At 73.6% G+C, this 3,278-nt stretch carries 3 protein-coding genes; 1 reads left to right on the forward strand and 2 read right to left on the reverse strand.

All coding sequences use genetic code 11. The features are described 5' to 3' along the window. A partial coding sequence (locus tag K6I34_RS34125; RefSeq protein WP_229331918.1) for a trypsin-like serine protease occupies nt 1-797 on the reverse strand: 797 nt, incomplete at its 3' end. Between the two features lie 240 nt (nt 798-1,037). Then, on the reverse strand, nt 1,038-1,826 hold the full coding sequence (locus tag K6I34_RS34130) for a TSUP family transporter (RefSeq protein ID WP_229331919.1): 789 nt from the start codon (nt 1,824-1,826) through the stop codon (nt 1,038-1,040). Nucleotides 1,827-2,020: 194 nt separating this feature from the next. On the opposite strand from K6I34_RS34130, the gene K6I34_RS34135 reads away from it, so the two are divergent. Beyond that, nucleotides 2,021-2,944, forward strand: coding sequence for an oxidoreductase (locus K6I34_RS34135; RefSeq protein WP_229331920.1), 924 nt, complete (start codon nt 2,021-2,023; stop codon nt 2,942-2,944). The last annotated feature ends 334 nt before the right edge of the window (nt 2,945-3,278 follow it).

Below are 3,278 nucleotides of genomic sequence, written 5' to 3' on the forward strand. Positions count from 1 at the left end.
CCCAGCACCCCCACCAGATCCCCCGTCTTCGTCTTCTCGTCGAAGTGGGTGAGCCACGGGCTCCCCGACGTACCGGAGAAGAAGCCGTCGCAGCGCATGGTCATCTGCCGGTGGCTCTCAAGTCTGCTGGTCATCGCCGTGCAGCGGATCGCCTGGTCGGCGGGGTCGTCGTCCGCGTCGGGATAGCCGATGACGGTCACCCGGTTGGTGTAGCCGGGGGTGCGGACGAGCCGGTTGGCGCCGGTGACGCGCTCGACCTGGCGGCCCAGGCCGTCCGGCTTGAGCGTGGCGAAGGCGAAGTCCAGGTCGGAGCCGTCGCCCGTGTCGGTGCGCCGGGGGTCGGTGAAGACGCGGTCCACGGCCCACACACCGTACGGCTGCTTGCTCGCGCCCGACCGGTAGCCCGGTACGAAGGCCGCGTCGTCCCCGAAGGAGCAGTGCCCGGCGGTGACGATCAGATTGCCCTTGGGGCTGTGCACCACGCTGGCCGTGCAGTGGTGGTCCTTCATGTCCTCGCCGACGTAGAACAGCACCCCGACCGTGGGCACCCCGTCGAAGTGCCGCGCGCTGCCGGTGATGCGCTGCGCCGGGTTGTCCGCGCCGCGGTCGGCGTCGTCCGCGGAGGAGCCGGACGTCCGCGCGGGCCCCCAGAACCGCTGGGCCTCCTCGCTGGACCAGCTGCCGTCCCTGCCGTGGCCGCCGGCGCCCCTGGGCACCGCCGCCGCCAGGACGACGACGTACAGCCCCGCGAGCACGGCCCGGAACCACCGGACCCGGCGCCATCGGGAGACACGCACGTAAACCCCCACCACGTCAGGAAGGTAGTCGACAGGCTAACCGCACCCACCGGGCACCGGGGCCCCGCCGGACCGTTTTCCGTACCGTCCGATGACACACGATCCGGCGTAAGGTCAGCGTACGAACTGCCTGTGTGCCCGGTGTGCATTCGTCCTCCGGCGTGGCGTGGGCCCCGTACGGCTCCCCCGGCTGTCTGTTTCTCTCTGCTTCCCTCCAGGTCTGCCCCGTTCGAGCCGCCGTCAGCCGCCCCATTGGTCCCAGGCCAGCCGGCAGACGAGGGACACCACGACGACCACCAGCACGCCGCGTACGAAACCGCTGCCCTTCTTCAGGGCCATGCGGGCGCCCACGGCCCCGCCCGCGAGGTTGAAGACCGCCATCGGCACGGCCAGCCGCCAGATGACGGAGCCCTGGAGCGAGAAGGTGACCAGCGCGCCCACGTTGGTGCACACGTTCACGACCTTGGCCGTGCCGGAGGCCGTCACCAGGTCCATCCGGAGCACCGCCGCCAGCGCGAGCACCAGGAAGGTGCCGGTGCCGGGGCCTATGAGCCCGTCGTAGAAGCCGATGCCGAGCCCCGCCACGAGGATCGCGGCGAGCGCGCGGCGCCGGCTCACCGGCGGGCCCGGGGCGGCGGCCTCCGTACCGAAAGCGGGCCGCAGCAGGAGGAAGGCCAGGACGGCCAGGAGGATGCCCATGATCAGCGGGCGGAGGACGGCGCTGTCGATGCCGGCGGCGAAGAACGCGCCCGCCAGCGATCCGCCGAGGGCGGCGAGCCCGATCCGTACGGCCGTCCTCAGGTCCAGCACGCCGCGGCGCGCGTAGGCGACGGCCGCGGCGCCCGTACCGCAGATGGCGACGGCCTTGTTGGTGCCGAGGACTTGGACGGGGGCGACGTGGGGCAGACCGACGAGCAGGGCGGGGAGCTGCAGCAGCCCGCCCCCGCCGACGACCGCGTCGACCCAGCCCGCGGCCGCGGCGGCCGCGCACAGGGCCAGCAGCGTCGTCAACGGGATGTCAGTGGTCACCGTGCGGATGGTAGTGGCGGTCCACGGCCCCGACTTGGGCCGGGTGGGTGACGCGGTCCCCGTTGCCCGCCACCCGTATGCCTCCGTACACCTCCGTACGCCGTTGAGGCGAATGCCGGGCCGTCCGCCGCGCCTTCGCCTACGCTGGGTGTTCCCCCTTGTTGTTCCCCCGGAGACCTCGGAGAGCGGCGGACGTGGACGGCTGGAGCGCGCGCGACATCCCCGATCAGAGCGGCCGCACCGCGGTGGTGACCGGGGCCAACAGCGGCCTCGGCTATGTCACCGCGCGGGAGCTCGCGCGCCGGGGCGCGCGGGTGGTGCTGGGCTGCCGGGACGCGACGCGCGGCAAGGCCGCCGAGGAGCGCGTCCGGGCCGAGGCCCCCGGCGCGGACGTGGTGTTCGCCCCGCTGGACCTCGCGGACCTCGCCTCCGTACGGGCCTTCGCCGAGGACCTCCCCGCCGACCGGGTCGACCTGCTGATCAACAACGCCGGGGTGATGGCGCTCCCCGAGCGGCGCACGGTCGACGGCTTCGAGATGCAGTTCGGCACCAACCACCTCGGGCACTTCGCGCTGACGGGGCTGCTGCTGGAGCGGCTGCGCGAGGCCGGGCGGGGCGCGCGGGTCGTGAGCGTCTCCAGCAATCTGCACGTCCTGGGCACGGTCGACCCGCGCGACCTCAACATGGAGCACCGCTACCGCCGTTGGACGGCGTACGGCCGCTCGAAGAGCGCCAACCTGCTCTTCGTCCACGAACTGTCCCGGCGGCTGGCCGCGGAGGACTCCCCCGTCCTGGCCGCGGCCGCCCACCCCGGCTACGCGGCGACCAACCTCCAGACCGCCGGGGCACGCATGGAGGAACGGGCCTGGCTGGAGCAGCTCTTCGAGTCCCTCAACCGGGTGGCCGCGACGAGTGCGGAGGCGGGGGCGGTGCCGATGCTCTACGCGGCGACGGCGGCGGGGGTCCGCCAGGACGACTTCTTCGGGCCGGGGCGCGGCCCGGGGCGGCGCGGGCCTTCGCGCGCGTGGCGCGCGCCATGGACTCGCGACGACCGCGCGAGTGCGGGTTTGTGGGCGGCGTCGCAGCGTATGACGGGTGTCACCTATCGATGGCGGTGACCCGCCCGCGCCTTATTGGAGTGCGGCTTGCGCTGGGTGCGCGGCCGGTGCGCCCACCGGGGTGCCACTTGCTCTCGGCGCGCGGCTGCGGGTCCGCTGCGCGGCGCCTACCGGGTTGCCTCGTGAGCTGAGTGCGCGACTACCGGTCGTCGACGGCTGGTCGCGCAGTTCCCCGCGCCCCTGACGGGGCGCGCCCTGTCGGCCGAACTTCCGTCTTACCTTCCCGTTTGCGGGCGGGGCGCAGCCCCCGGTCATTCCAGGCCGGCTCGCTCCAGCAAGGACCTCGCCCCCTCACCGTCCACCCGCCGCCCCACCTGCGCCAGTACCGCCGCCC

The sequence above is a fragment of the Streptomyces sp. UNOC14_S4 genome (assembly GCF_020740835.1).
Taxonomy (GTDB): Bacteria; Actinomycetota; Actinomycetes; order Streptomycetales; family Streptomycetaceae; genus Streptomyces.